This window comes from Lentibacillus kapialis, from assembly GCF_014646635.1.
Lineage (GTDB): Bacteria > Bacillota > Bacilli > Bacillales > Amphibacillaceae > Lentibacillus > Lentibacillus kapialis.
Genome location: NZ_BMNQ01000014.1, coordinates 41,548 through 55,123, shown reverse-complemented (window position 1 = coordinate 55,123; position 13,576 = coordinate 41,548). Strand labels below are relative to the sequence as shown.

General features: G+C 41.9%; 15 protein-coding genes. 1 reads left to right on the top strand and 14 read right to left on the bottom strand.

The genetic code is table 11. The features are described 5' to 3' along the window. Positions 1-185: 185 nt before the first annotated feature. Genes IEW67_RS07330 through IEW67_RS07320 form a run of 3 tightly spaced genes read right to left on the bottom strand, consistent with a single transcriptional unit; the run spans position 186 to position 2,695 of the window. Positions 186-434: a YlmC/YmxH family sporulation protein gene (locus IEW67_RS07330; protein ID WP_188632415.1), complete on the bottom strand. Its 249-nt coding sequence runs from the start codon at positions 432-434 to the stop codon at positions 186-188. Positions 435-474: 40 nt separating this feature from the next. Further along, positions 475-1,704, bottom strand: coding sequence for a M16 family metallopeptidase (locus IEW67_RS07325; RefSeq protein WP_188632414.1), 1,230 nt, complete (start codon positions 1,702-1,704; stop codon positions 475-477). Between the two features lie 34 nt (positions 1,705-1,738). Next, a complete protein-coding gene (locus IEW67_RS07320) occupies positions 1,739-2,695 on the bottom strand; it encodes a polysaccharide deacetylase family protein (RefSeq protein ID WP_188632413.1) in 957 nt (318 codons plus the stop codon). A gap of 44 nt (positions 2,696-2,739) precedes the next feature. On the opposite strand from IEW67_RS07320, the gene IEW67_RS07315 reads away from it, so the two are divergent. After that, on the top strand, positions 2,740-2,877 hold the full coding sequence (locus IEW67_RS07315) for a hypothetical protein (protein ID WP_188632412.1): 138 nt from the start codon (positions 2,740-2,742) through the stop codon (positions 2,875-2,877). A gap of 113 nt (positions 2,878-2,990) precedes the next feature. Here the strand turns inward: IEW67_RS07315 and IEW67_RS07310 are convergent, their stop codons facing one another. From IEW67_RS07310 to rimP, 11 genes are all read right to left on the bottom strand, one after another. Next, complete coding sequence (locus IEW67_RS07310) at positions 2,991-5,105, bottom strand: polyribonucleotide nucleotidyltransferase (RefSeq protein WP_188632411.1); 2,115 nt, start codon at positions 5,103-5,105, stop codon at positions 2,991-2,993. A gap of 439 nt (positions 5,106-5,544) precedes the next feature. Beyond that, positions 5,545-5,814 (bottom strand): 30S ribosomal protein S15, encoded by a 270-nt coding sequence (gene rpsO, locus IEW67_RS07305; protein ID WP_188632410.1) that lies wholly within the window; start codon positions 5,812-5,814, stop codon positions 5,545-5,547. Between the two features lie 133 nt (positions 5,815-5,947). After that, positions 5,948-6,892 (bottom strand): bifunctional riboflavin kinase/FAD synthetase, encoded by a 945-nt coding sequence (locus IEW67_RS07300; RefSeq protein ID WP_188632409.1) that lies wholly within the window; start codon positions 6,890-6,892, stop codon positions 5,948-5,950. 21 nt (positions 6,893-6,913) lie between these two features. Then, positions 6,914-7,813 carry a tRNA pseudouridine(55) synthase TruB gene (gene truB / locus IEW67_RS07295; RefSeq protein ID WP_188632408.1) on the bottom strand — a complete coding sequence of 300 codons (900 nt, stop codon included), beginning with the start codon at positions 7,811-7,813 and terminating at the stop codon, positions 6,914-6,916. Positions 7,814-8,146: 333 nt separating this feature from the next. Then, positions 8,147-8,488 carry a 30S ribosome-binding factor RbfA gene (gene rbfA / locus IEW67_RS07290; RefSeq protein WP_188632407.1) on the bottom strand — a complete coding sequence of 114 codons (342 nt, stop codon included), beginning with the start codon at positions 8,486-8,488 and terminating at the stop codon, positions 8,147-8,149. A gap of 38 nt (positions 8,489-8,526) precedes the next feature. Beyond that, entirely contained in the window at positions 8,527-8,805 is a 279-nt protein-coding gene (locus IEW67_RS07285; protein WP_188632406.1) for a DUF503 domain-containing protein, read from the bottom strand. Then, positions 8,802-10,958: a translation initiation factor IF-2 gene (gene infB / locus IEW67_RS07280; RefSeq protein ID WP_188632405.1), complete on the bottom strand. Its 2,157-nt coding sequence runs from the start codon at positions 10,956-10,958 to the stop codon at positions 8,802-8,804. The genes IEW67_RS07285 and infB overlap by 4 nt, the downstream gene beginning before the upstream one ends. Positions 10,959-10,978: 20 nt before the next feature. Beyond that, positions 10,979-11,278: a L7Ae/L30e/S12e/Gadd45 family ribosomal protein gene (locus IEW67_RS07275; RefSeq protein WP_188632404.1), complete on the bottom strand. Its 300-nt coding sequence runs from the start codon at positions 11,276-11,278 to the stop codon at positions 10,979-10,981. Continuing rightward, positions 11,268-11,552: an RNase P modulator RnpM gene (gene rnpM, locus IEW67_RS07270; protein WP_188632403.1), complete on the bottom strand. Its 285-nt coding sequence runs from the start codon at positions 11,550-11,552 to the stop codon at positions 11,268-11,270. The genes IEW67_RS07275 and rnpM overlap by 11 nt, the downstream gene beginning before the upstream one ends. 102 nt (positions 11,553-11,654) lie before the next feature. Further along, positions 11,655-12,767 carry a transcription termination factor NusA gene (gene nusA / locus IEW67_RS07265; RefSeq protein ID WP_188632402.1) on the bottom strand — a complete coding sequence of 371 codons (1,113 nt, stop codon included), beginning with the start codon at positions 12,765-12,767 and terminating at the stop codon, positions 11,655-11,657. Between the two features lie 15 nt (positions 12,768-12,782). After that, on the bottom strand, positions 12,783-13,250 hold the full coding sequence (rimP, locus tag IEW67_RS07260; RefSeq protein ID WP_373288500.1) for a ribosome maturation factor RimP: 468 nt from the start codon (positions 13,248-13,250) through the stop codon (positions 12,783-12,785). Positions 13,251-13,576 lie beyond the last annotated feature (326 nt).

Genomic DNA, 13,576 nt, shown 5'->3' with positions numbered 1-13,576 from the left:
TTGCCGCCGACTTCCTTCCGATTCCACCTCGCAGTGGACACCCTTGTCTTTGGCTAGCGGTTCCTACTACCAAGCCCGCAGGAGACTTTCACTCCCTAGACATAGCACATGCCCGGCGCACTAAAAGGGTCGGTGTCAATACTTTGACACCGACCCTTTGGTTAAAAGCTCTACTGTTTGATATTTCACTTTAATGTGTAATCATCCAGCTCAATCATAATCATATCTTCACCGATTTTCCGAATTGATCGCCAATTAATCTTCGTCTCAGCGCCCTCTTTCTTTAAACCGAACCATTTATAATTCGGTATGACGAAGGATTCGATCTGTCCTGTTTTCTCATCAATTTCAAGATCTGTTTGACCAAGAATGCCAAGACGTGCTCCTTGATTAATATCAACAATCTCTTTGGCACTCATATCCTTATACCGCATAAAACCGCCCCCTATACATATATACGTCGGTAGTTGAGAATTATGCCTGCGGTACCGTCTCAGGTGCAATTAGCGCACTTGATGGAGCGTGGTGGAAAGTGGAATCAATGACATGCTGCATCTTGTCGTGATTAACTGCATCTATTTCCGCGATCATATCGTCCAGCGAACGGTGTTTATTCAACAGTAATTCATTTCTTCCATTGCGGCTCATCCGGCTGCTGGTACTTTCCAGGCTCAGCATGAGATTACCTTTCAATTGTTCCTTGCTGTTTGTCAGCTCTTTATCGGTCAAACCGTTTTGAATTAAGTCATCTACCGTTCTATTGATTGTATCCTTTAAGCGGGGGAGCTGATCTTTACCGGTACCGGCATAAATCGTTAATAAACCGTTATCTAAGAATGACGCATGATACGAGAAAACGGCATACGCCAAACCCTGTTTCTCCCGGACCTCCTGAAAAAGACGTGAGCTCATGCTGCCGCCGAGTACGTTATTTAAAATAATCAGACTGTACGTATTTTCATCGTCAACTGGAAGGCCGTTATAGCCAAGACATAAATGCGCCTGCTCTGTATCCTTATGACGTTCAATCCGATTACCCAAAAATGCCGGTTGTATCATATCCGTATCGTTAGCATTAGATTGAAAACCGTCAAAATAGTCACTCACCGTTGTCATAAATGAATAATCCACATTTCCGGCAACCGATACAACGACATTCTCAGGAGTATAACGCTCGTTTATATATCCTCGCAAGGCATCCGGTGTAAAGGACCGCAATTGTTTTTCCGTACCCAGAATAGGATATCCTAAAGGATGGTCACCGAACGAAGCACGTGCCAATATATCGTGGACGATATCATCCGGTGTATCCTCATACATTTTAATTTCTTCTAAAACAACTTTTTTCTCGCGTTCTATCTCTTCTTCATCAAACGAAGAATTAAAGAACATATCCGCCAATACCTCCAAAGCCTTTTCCTTATGCGTATCCATCACTTTTGCATAAAAGCACGTATACTCTTTTGAAGTAAACGCATTAACCTGCCCCCCAATGGCATCAAAAGCCTCGGCAATATCTTGAGCGCTTCTTGTACGGGTACCTTTAAAAAACATATGCTCCAGGAAATGGGAAATACCGTTTATGTCTACCGTTTCATTGCGCGATCCGGTCTTCACCCATATCCCGATTGTAACAGATCTGACTGAAGGTATCGTTTCCAGAACTATCCGCAGCCCATTTTCACTTGTGTATTTTTCTACCAATGTATTTCCTCCTAAGCTTGTATCAGCTTTTGCTTTACCGTTCCGAACTTAATAATGTATTGAGTGTTCCAATTTTATAACCTTTTTTCTTGATGCTTCCGATCATTGAATCAAGACCTTCCTCTGCCGAAGGGGTCGGGTGCATTAACAACGTTGCACCAGGATGGATCTTGTCGTTCACTCGATTCATCATAACAGATACAGATGGATTCTTCCAATCAATCGTGTCGACCGTCCAAAGAATCGTTTCCATGTCCTGTTCAGCCGCCACTTTCACTACCTGATCATTAAAATCGCCGCTCGGCGGGGCAAACCATTTAGGTGTTTCTCCTGTAATAGCTTCTATTATTTGATTGGTCCTCTTGATTTGCTCCATCATATCCTGTTTGGACAAGCGCGACATGGCGGGATGATTATAGGCATGATTTCCGATAGCATGTCCCTGCTCATGAATCATCTTAACGGTATCAGTATTTTCCATCGCCCACTTCCCTTCTATAAAGAAAGTTGCCTTAACATGATGATCCTTCAAAATACTCAGGATAGACGGGATATATTCTGTTCCCCAAGACACGTTGATTAAAAATGCAACCATATCCTTACCGGGATTCCCGCGGTATATCGGAGCGGCAGGCAAATCATCCATCGTAACTTCGGGGGCATTTTGCTCATAGACAAGCAGCGTTTCATCGAATGTCTCATTCTTTTTCATTTGTTCATAAGACTTTTCAATATCCACTTCTAAACCATTGAGGCCGGGTGTTTTTTTCCACACTTTGTCAATGACGGCATTTTTGGGTTCTTTTTCATATTCTTCGCTTTTCTCCTTTATTTCTTTATAAAGCGGATCATCCGTTTTGGCAGTTTCATCAACCAAAGTAAAAAAAGTCTCGGTTTCATTTGGCTCAAACGGATTATACGAATAATCAAACGAAACAGCAACAATCAGAATAAACACACAAACATGTACAAATGACCGATACCGATACATTCATAACCCCCCTCCCTAATGATTATGAAAAAGGTGGACAGGTTATGAAAAAATCAAAAGAGGAAGCATGTGGTAAGGAAAACGCAGCATTGCCTCGTCTTATAGCGGCGGAAGGTCGCTTTTTCTGCGGGGTCTTCACACTGCGCATTCCCACAGGAGTCTCCGTGTTTTTCCTCCGCTAGCTAGTTTCACTACTATATTCACTCATTCATTTCAACCATAGATTTTGGTGTTGACCCTCTGATATCATAAAAAAAGAAACTGGTTCTCCAGCTTCTTATTTCAGTATCAGTAATTATGATTGTTGCTTTTCACGTTGTTCTCGTTCTTCTTTCAATACCGCTTTTCTGGAAAGATTGATGCGGCCCTGGTTATCAATTTCTTTGACTTTTACCATGATTTGATCACCGATAGATACCGCGTCTTCTACTTTTTTCGTTCGCTCTTCCTGTAATTCAGAGATATGGACCAAACCATCTTTTCCTTTAAATAATTCAACAAATGCACCAAATTTTTCAATCCGTTTAACCGTTCCAAGATAAACTTCACCCGATTCCACTTCCCGGATAAGGTCCTCAATGATTTGTTTTGCTTTTTGATTCATATCCGCATCAGGAGAAGAAATAAAGACACTGCCATCCTGTTCGATGTCGATTTTGACGCCAGTCTCATCTATGATTTGGTTGATTTGTTTTCCGCTTGGACCGATCACATCACGAATCTTATCCGGATTGATATTCATCGTTAAGATCTTAGGTGCATACTGTGACAGTTCAGTCCTTGGCTCTTTAATTGTTGCAAGCATCGATTCAAGAATCTGCATCCGGCCTTTTTTAGCCTGTGACAATGCTTCTTCCAGAATTTCTTTGGACAAGCCTTCAATCTTAATATCCATTTGCAGCGCGGTCACACCTTGCTCAGTACCAGCCACTTTAAAGTCCATGTCACCGAGTGCATCTTCCATACCCTGTATATCGGTTAGAATCGTGTAGTCATCGCCCGATTTAACAAGGCCCATTGCAATGCCGGCAACCGGGGCTTTGATCGGCACGCCCGCATCCATCATTGCCAGTGTGCTGCCGCAGATGCTTGCTTGTGAGGTGGAACCATTTGACTCCAGCACCTCGGACACAAGCCTGATCGTATAAGGAAAATCTTTTTCAGTTGGGACGACTTTTTCAAGTGCACGTTCACCTAATGCTCCATGCCCGATTTCTCTGCGTCCGGGACCTCTAATCGGGCCTGTTTCACCGACACTGTACTGAGGGAAATTATAATGATGCATAAATCGCTTGGATTCTTCCAAATCAAGCCCGTCCAATATTTGAACGTCTCCTAATGCTCCCAGGGTACAGATGCTTAATGCCTGAGTCTGGCCACGCGTAAACAGACCTGAACCGTGAGTCCTCGGCAGAATACCGATCCTTGATGATAATGGGCGGATTTCATCGTTTTTGCGCCCGTCAGGACGGATTTTTTCTTTTGTGATCAACCGGCGGACTTCTTCTTTAACCATGTCTTCCATAATTGATTTAACCTGGCCAATGACTTCTTCTTCTTCATCTTCAAACGATGCAAGAATCTCATCTTTTGTTTGGCTGATTGCTTCTTCCCGTTCTTTTTTGCCCTCGGTCTGGATTGCTTCAAGCAACTTGCCTCTGGCCTGGTCTTCAAGTTTGGTAATCAGCTCACTGTCTGCAGTCTCAGCTTTGAACTCTTTTTTCTGAACACCAACTGCTTCAATGATTGATTCTTGAAATTCAATTAGTCGAATGATCTCCCTATGCCCGAACATAATTGCCTCAAGCATAATATCTTCCGGTACTTCCTCAGCGCCTGCTTCAACCATGTTAATCGCACTTTTTGTTCCGGCAACAGTCAAATCTATATCGCTTTTCTCCTCTTGCTCAACACTTGGGTTGATAACGAATTCACCATTAATACGCCCTACATGAACACCTGCGATCGGTTCTGAAAATGGAATATCCGATATGGAAAGCGCAATAGACGAACCGATCATAGCTGCAATTTCTGTGGAGCAGTCTTGATCAACACTCATTACTGTACTGATAACCTGTACTTCATTTCGGTACCCATCAGGGAATAGCGGACGAATCGGGCGATCAATTAGGCGGGAGGTCAATGTCGCTTTTTCACTTGGACGTCCTTCCCGTTTAATAAAACCGCCTGGGATTTTTCCCACCGCATACAGCCGTTCCTCATAGTTAACAGTCAGCGGGAAAAACGGGAGGTCTTTTGGTTCATTGGAGGCAGTTGCCACTGACAATACAGAAGTATCGCCATAACGGATCATACATGCCCCGTTTGCCTGCTTTGCCAGTTCTCCGGTTTCGACTGTGAACGTCCTGCCGGCTATTTCCGTGGAGAACTCTTTTTTCTCTTGTGTCATTCGTAATAAAACTCCCTTCCAAAACACTTACTGTCTTCATTTTATAGTTAATGAGCGTAAATGTAAATTTTATGTATACATTAGAAAAACTCAGGCCTAGGAGCCTTGGACAAAAGTCATTTTATTAAGGAAAAATCCAAACTAGTTAGGGCGTATACACCGCTATGGAAATATACTTCGCACACTTTAGGGCGGCTGGTGAGCCTCCTCGTGCTGAAGCACTGCGGGGTATCACCTATATCAATCTTCCCGCAGGATTCTACGTATATTTTCTCCGCTTAAGCGGATTATTGTTCGTCTTTAGCATTTTATATCTTAATTATGTCTAAGACTCCTAGCCTCGTCTTATAGTGGATCTCGACGTTTTTCTAATAAGGTCATCTATCATTTATATTTTCTGATGTTACGAAGAAAAAAGCAGGATTTCTCCTGCTTTTTCTTATCGGCGTAGACCAAGATTTTTAATTAAGTCACGATAGCGTGTAACATCTTTATTACGCAGGTAGTTAAGCAAGTGACGGCGCCTTCCTACCATTTTCAAAAGACCCCGTCGTGAATGGTGATCTTTTTTATGAACGCGCAAATGTTCGTTTAATTTAGTGATTTCCTCAGTCAGTACAGCAATCTGCACTTCCGGGGATCCGGTATCATTTTCATGTACCTTATATTCATTGATAATTTCATTCTTACGTTCTTTTGTGATAGCCAATTCGGCCCACCTCCATTAATTATTAATATCCCCAATCCCCCAGCAATCGCCGGAGTTACGATTTGCCGAGCGATGGTTTATGTAATAAAGGGTACATCTTTTTTTAAAAAAATGCAAGAGGGAACAAGCAATTTTACGAATCCGCATAGAAATAATTTCTAATACGCTTCTCGTCTTCCTCAATTTGCTTAATCAATTCTTCCGCACTGTCGAATTTGATTTCTTCTCGAATGTAGCAATGCCATTCCAGCGCGAGTTCCTCACCATATAATTCAGTATTATAGTCAAAAATATTAACCTCGATTATCGGCTCATCCCGATTTGCTGTAAAGGTCGGGTTATAGCCAAGGCTCGCCATACCTTCATATACGTCATTCTTAACACGGACTTTGACAGCATAGATTCCGATTTTTGGCAGCAGTACTTCGGAATCCACTTCTAAATTAGCGGTTGGATAGCCGATTTCCCTGCCTCGCTTATCGCCTTCTTTTACGATGCCTCGGACAACCAAAGGTCTACCTAATAATTCATTGGCTTTCTCAATCTGACCTGACTTCAACAGTTCCCTTATCCTCGTCGAACTTATTTTTTGATTTTCAGACTGCATTTGATCAATGACGGTATAGTTAAATAAACCGCGCGAATGCTCATGGATCGTTTGCATATTTCCTTTGCCCTTGTGCCCATATGAAAAGTCAAACCCGGCCACAAGGGATTTAATATTTAAATTAATGATAAAATGGTCAATGAAAGCTTGCGGCTCAAGTGAAGATAATTCTTTATTAAATGTGATGATATAAAGTCGGTCAACGCCCAAATCCTGCAGTATTTCCTGCTTTTCCCTTAAAGGGGTGATATATTGGACATGCTGGACGTCTTTTTTTAATATAATGGACGGGTGTGGATGAAATGTGATAACAGCACTTTTCATGTTCTTAGACTTGGCTTCGTGTACCGCCGTTTCAATCACCTTTTGATGTCCTTTGTGGATGCCATCGAAAAATCCGATAGCGGCCACTGTATCAGGTAATTCATCCAATATTAAGGTATGAGGATAGTCTAATCTGATTGTCCGCAAATTACGTCACCTGCACTTTTATTATTCATGGTTAAACACCCGCACCGGTTTCATGACAGTGTTATTGTCCGGATGTGCCTGATAAACTGCTAAAGCTTGTTTCCCGAACATCACCAGAAAAGGACCGGTTTCAGGGGCTTGCTCGGGCTTGGGCAGTTTTTGTCCATACAGAACTCTTTTTCGCGTATTCTCGTCCACATCGATACGTTGCATATGTGTTAAACAGTTTCCGATTGGCAGGAGCAAATTTTCGTGCTTTTCAGCCTTAACTGCTTGCTCTATCTCACTGAACGTAACAGTATCCACCTTATTGATTGTACCTACTGCTGTTCTAAGCAATTCAGACATATGTGCAGGACAGCCAAGACGTTTGCCGATATCGACGCAAAGCGTTCGAATGTACGTCCCTTTTGAGCATCTCACTTCAAGCCAAAAACGGTCGCGCTCGCTATTGTCATGTTGCAACTGCTCAAGCTTGTAGATGAACACACTGCGTTCAGGACGTTCAACATATTTATTTTCCCTCGCATATTCGTACAATTTTTTCCCATTGACTTTTACAGCCGAGTACATAGGAGGGGTTTGCTTAATTTTCCCTCTGAACAATTGTAACACGTTTTCGATTTCGTGTTTAGATGGAGGGTATATCATCTCTTTGGTTTCGACTACTTGACCTTGTCTATCATCAGTTTCGGTCGATGTTCCGAGTTTCATCGCAGCTATATAAGTTTTGGTGGTATCAGTAAGAAAAGGTACAATTCTAGTTGCCTGACCGATACACAAAGGTAAAACACCTTCAACTTCAGGATCAAGTGTCCCTGTGTGACCAATTTTTTTAAAGCGAAGTAGCTTCCTTGTTTTCAGGACACAGTCGTGCGATGTCATTCCTTTTGGTTTCCATAAGGGTAAAATACCATTCATCGTATCAGCTCCAGCCTCTTTCTTAAAACATATGAAAAACATAGATTATATCAAATGTTGCGATGAAACCATCGAATTAAAGTGCCATACTTTCAGACATTGTTAGAAAACTTGGCTTATCGCCAAGCTTTAATGGCGAAAGCCTTAGTTGCACTTATGCAGTAAGAAATAATCTATACTTTCTTAACTGCTTAGAAAAACTCGGCATTCGCCTCGCCTTATAGCGAATGCCGAAGCGTTTCTTATAAGGTCACCCATAATGTATACTTTCTGACGTTGTAAGGAAAAATCTGACCGTTTAAGAAGTCAGATTAATCTACCGTATTAGGGGCTTCATTTATTTAAATCGCGTAATATTTCCTCAATACGATTGCCGTGTTCTAAGGCCTCATCAAATTCGAATGTTATTTCAGGTGTTTTTCGCAGTCGTATCCGCTGGCCAATTTCCGAACGGATAAAACCTTTTGCTTTGGCGAGGCCTACAAGTGTTTCGTGTTTCTCTTCTTCACTACCAAGGACTGAAATAAAAATTTTGGCCTGTTGCAGATCACCAGTGACTTCGACATCTGTAACCGTAACAAACCCCACACGCGGATCCTTGATTTTCTGTCCTATAAGCTCTCCCAATTCTTTTTTCATCTGCTCTGCAACCCGATTTGCACGAATATCACTCATCTTGAATCACCTCATTCTATCAACGGTCTTTCTTCGGTCTAAAGCCATTCCACATTCGTGGTTGTACGTTCAAACTCTGTAAAGGTGTCAATGATTTTCAATGCCGCCTGAATCACCTGTTCGGCATGTTTTTTTTCATTGGACAATGTGACTATACCCAATTTTGCCCGCTGCCACAAATCTTGGTATTCCAACTCTGTGACAGCGACATTTAATTCGTTCTGCAATTTAGCAATGACACGTTTTATAATGGAACGTTTTTGTTTAAGAGAACGACCTTCGTATAGCATGCATTCTACTTCAGCAAAGATAATCATGTCCGTTCGATTTCTTCCATAACGAATGCTTCAAGTATATCGCCTTCTTTGATATCATTAAAGTTTTTAATTGTTATCCCGCATTCGTAATGTTGTGCGACTTCTTTAACATCGTCTTTATAGCGTTTTAATGTGTCAATCTCACCCTCAAATTGAACGACACCATCACGGATCAGACGCACACCGGCGTCACGCGTTACTTTACCATCGGTTACATAGCTGCCGGCAATTGTCCCAATTTTAGAGACTTTGAACGTTTCACGGACTTCTGCCTGACCAATCACTTTCTCTGCATATTCAGGATCGAGCATCCCCTTCATAGCTGACTCGATTTCCTCAATCGCTTTGTAAATCACACGGTGCAGCCGCACATCAACTTTTTCAGATTCAGCGGCTTTTTTTGCATTAGCATCCGGTCGCACATTAAACCCAATCACAATAGCATTCGATGCTGACGCTAAAATGATATCGGATTCCTTAATGGCACCGACCCCAGTATGAATAATCTTGATATTGACACCTTCGACATCAATTTTTTCAAGTGACGAAGCCATCGCTTCGGCAGATCCCTGGACATCAGCTTTAATGACAACGTTGATTTCTTTCATTTCACCTTGTTTAATTTGTTCAAACAAATCATCAAGGCTTACCTTCGTTGATTCTGACCGGTTCTCCCGAATGTGCTTTTCCTGACGGGCGTCACCTACCTGACGCGCTTTTTTCTCATCTTTAAATACAAGAAATTGATCGCCGGCTTGCGGTACGCCGTTTAACCCGGTTATTTCAACAGGTGTTGATGGGTCTGCTTTCTGAACGCGTCTTCCTTCATCATTAACCATTGCACGTACACGACCAAATGTATTGCCGACAACCACTGAATCACTGACATGTAATGTACCGTTCTGTATAAGCAGGGATGCAACAGGTCCTTTGCCCTTGTCAAGTTGGGCTTCAATAACCGTGCCGAATGCGTCGGCATTTGGATTGGCTTTCAATTCTTCCATTTCTGATACAAGCACGAGCATTTCCAGCAGATCATCAATACCCTTATGTTTAATAGCAGACAAGTTAACGAAAATCGTCTTGCCTCCCCAATCTTCAGGGATCAGTTCATATTCCGTCAGTTCCTGCATAACCCGGTCAGGGTTGGCGCCTTCCTTATCCATTTTGTTGACAGCTACTATTATAGGAACGCCGGCTGCTTTTGCGTGATTAATGGCTTCTACAGTTTGAGGCATAACACCATCATCAGCAGCAACTACCAATACGGCAATATCTGTAACTTGAGCGCCACGGGAACGCATACTCGTGAAGGCAGCATGACCAGGTGTATCAAGAAACGTGATTTTCCTACCATCATTTTCAACTTGATAGGCCCCAATGTGCTGTGTGATACCACCGGCTTCACCTTCAGTCACTTTTGTATGGCGAATGGCGTCCAGCAAAGTGGTTTTACCATGATCAACATGACCCATAATCGTGACAACAGCGGGACGCTCCATCAAGTCAGCAGGATCGTCTTCTTGAAGGTACTTATCGAAATCGGTGTCTTCCAGGATAATTTCTTTTTCGACTTTAACCCCGAACTCATCACACAGCAGCTCAACTGTATCATCGTCCAGGTCCTGGTTTTTATTAGCCATGACTCCCAGGGACATCAGTTTTTTAATAATCTCTGAGGTATCTTTATTTAATTTCCCTGCTAAGTCATTTACAGTCAAGGTTTCACTATATGTGATGTTAGCAGGTATTTTTTTAGCCGGTTTCTGTTGCCTCGGTTTAGATGCAGAATGGGTGTGATCACGTTTATTATTGTTATTATGCTTTTTATTCTTGTTTTGGCGGTGTCCTTTTTTATGATGCTGGTTCGGATCATTTCGCTTTCCGTTCGGCTTATCGTGCTTACCCTGGTTTGCGTTATTTTTCGGTTGATTGGTTTTATTATTCGTTTTATTTTGCTGGCGATTGTTGGATTTATCATTACTGCCAGACTGTTTCGGTGCAAACTTTTCATCCAATTTTACAATGGTTTCAATTGAAACCGTCGACATGTGATTTTTAACATCAATATTTAAATCTTTTAAATGCTGAATGACTTCTTTGCTTGTTGTATTATTTTGTTTCGCATATTCATATATACGCATTTTGCTCATATGTCCACCCCCAAGTTTGATTACCCTAGCAGTGTAGTGATTTTGGCAGCAAATCCTTCATCCAAAATGGCTACAGCTACTCTTTGAGATTTTCCAATTGCATTCGACAGGGTCTTTCTATCGTCGATTATTTCAAAAGGTACTTCATAGGTTTTACATTTGTTTATAATTTTCTTTCGCGTCCGGGGTCCAATATCATTTGCCAGCAGAACAAGTTTCGCTCGTTTCTGCTGAATATCTTTTACTATTGTTTCTTCCCCCAGTGAACACTTTCTGGCTCGGTAGGCCAAACCTATCAGATTCAAATAATTACCCTTCATCAGCATTACCTTCAACGAAGCGTTTTAGTTCTTCATAAATCGACGGCTCGATCTCCGCATTCAGCTGCCGGCTTAAAATACCGGTTTTTTCCGCCTTTTCAATGACCGCCGGATCGTTTGAAACATATGCGCCACGTCCGTTCCTTTTGCCTGTAGGATCAACAAAAACGTCACCCTCTTTAGTACGGACGATGCGGATCAATTCTTTTTTTGGTTTCATTTCATTTGTTACAACACATTTTCGTTGTGGCACTTTACGCTTCTTCCTGGCCATCGGACTCCCCCCTATTCTTGAAAAAACTCAGGACCCATTCGTATATGGAAGCCAATTCTGATGTTTTTCTATAAGGTTTGATATACTTTATAACCTGTAATATTAAAACAAGTCCTCATTATCATCAAAATAAGAATCATCGTCTGACTCTTCTTCATCATCGTCCATTAAAAGTCCTTCTTCACGGGCTTGTGACTCGCTTTTTATATCAATTTTCCATCCTGTTAATTTAGCAGCCAGTCGGGCGTTTTGTCCGCGCTTTCCGATTGCCAATGACAGCTGATAGTCCGGAACGATGACAGTCGTTGCTTTATCCTCTTCATCGACCAACACATCAACCACTTTTGACGGACTTAATGCATTGGATACATAGACAATCGGATCCTCTGACCATTCGACAACGTCAATTTTTTCACCTTTTAACTCATCAACGATCACTTGAATCCGCTGCCCTTTTTGCCCAACGCAAGAACCGACTGCATCAATTTCAGGATTTTCTGCATGAACGGATATTTTGGAGCGGTCTCCTGCTTCACGCGCCACGGATTTGATTTCAACAGTGCCATCATAAATTTCCGGTACTTCCATTTCAAACAGGCGTTTCAACAGCCCGGGATGTGAACGTGAAATATAAATCTGCGGCCCCTTGCCTGTATTTTCCACTTTATTGACAAACACTTTCAACCGATCGTGAACATAGTAATTCTCTGTCGGCATTTGTTCTGATTCAGCGAGCTTTGCTTCAATTTTACCAAGATTCACGTAAACGAATCGCGAGTCTCTACGGGAAATGATACCTGTCATGATATCTTCTTCACGATCAATGTATTCACTGAAAATAACACCCCGTTCTGCTTCCCTCAAACGCTGCGTCACTACCTGTTTCGCGGCTTGAGCAGCAATTCGACCGAAATCTTTTGGAGTTACTTCGACCTCAATAACATCTTCCAGCTCATAGTTGGGATCGATTTCTCTTGCTTCCCCGAGCGATATCTCTTCCAGACTGTTTTCAACTTCTTCCACAATCGTTTTCCGGGACAATACATGCATTGTAGCTGATTCTTCATCAATATCCACTCGCACATTCGTTGCAGATTTGAAGTTTTTCTTATAGGCAGAGATTAGGGCTGCTTCCAATGCCTCCATCAGGACATCCTTGTCAATTCCTTTTTCCTTTTCCAAATAATCAATCGCATCAAACAACTGATTGCTCACTTTTTCGTTCCCCCTTTACAATGATACAGCTAATCTGGCTTTAGCTATTTTTTTATACGGTATTTCTGTCTGCTTTTCACGGGTTTTCACTTTATAAGCAATAATTGCCGTTTCGCCAGTAAACTCCGTTAATATTCCTTCATACTCTTTCACTCCATTTATTGGCTCATACAACTTTATATAAACATTGCTTCCTACATTCTTCCCGAAATCAGCTTTGGACTTCAAAGGTCGTTCGACGCCGGGTGAAGATACTTCCAAAAAATAGGCTCCCTTAATTGGATCCTGTTCATCGAGCTGCTCGCTTAATTGCTCTGATACAATGCCGCATTCATCAATATCGACACCGCCTTCTTTGTCGATGTAAACCCGAAGGAACCAATTTTTTCCTTCCTTTACATATTCAACGTCCACTAATTCCAGTCCTTTTGCTTGTAAGATTGGTTCAACCAGTTCCTCTGTTGTTTTCACAATTTCACTCAACACACATCCTCCTTATTTAATTGTCATTATGGCTTAGTATGAACGATCGCATATTATTTCATTTGCGTATAACTCTCCGTTAATATAAAACCCCTGCCGAATAAGGTGGCAAGGGAGACATGTGAAAAGATTCAAGTATGAAGAAGGAGCGGGTATCCCCACTCCTTTAATCATTCGTACCTTTGCTTACCAATAGAAATATATCATATTGCACATCATGTTGCAAGAAGATGACTGCTGGCGGTGTGCATACTGTCATCTTCACCTGATATGAATGGCATGGCTTTTCATAATTTCATGAACAACCATACCTTACTCGAATAGTT